We start from the raw sequence: 255 nt of genomic DNA on the forward strand, positions 1-255 counted from the left end.
ATGTTAGACAGACTTACATTTCCTTGGTTAGTTACTGTAAAAGTATATGTGATAGTCTCATCAACATCTGAACAGTCATTATCGTTCTCATCATTGAAAACTCCTGTTTTCACAATCGCTATTGCAGCGTTTTGACAAAGTTCGATAACTGTTGGGTTGTCTCCTACATAACCATCATTGTTAGAGATGTCGGTTACTTCTGCACCTGCTGGTGTTGTACCAACTACTTCTGCAGAATTTGTAAATGTTCCATTA

1 protein-coding gene is annotated in these 255 nt (G+C 37.3%); it reads right to left on the minus strand.

Annotated elements, in window-relative coordinates; translation table 11 throughout:
• Nucleotides 1-255, minus strand: a 255-nt coding sequence (locus tag G3A46_RS14660) for a hypothetical protein (protein WP_165150792.1), incomplete at both ends; no start/stop codon positions are given.

The sequence above is a fragment of the Aequorivita sp. KMM 9714 genome (assembly GCF_011065475.1).
Taxonomy (GTDB): domain Bacteria; phylum Bacteroidota; class Bacteroidia; order Flavobacteriales; family Flavobacteriaceae; genus Aequorivita; species Aequorivita sinensis.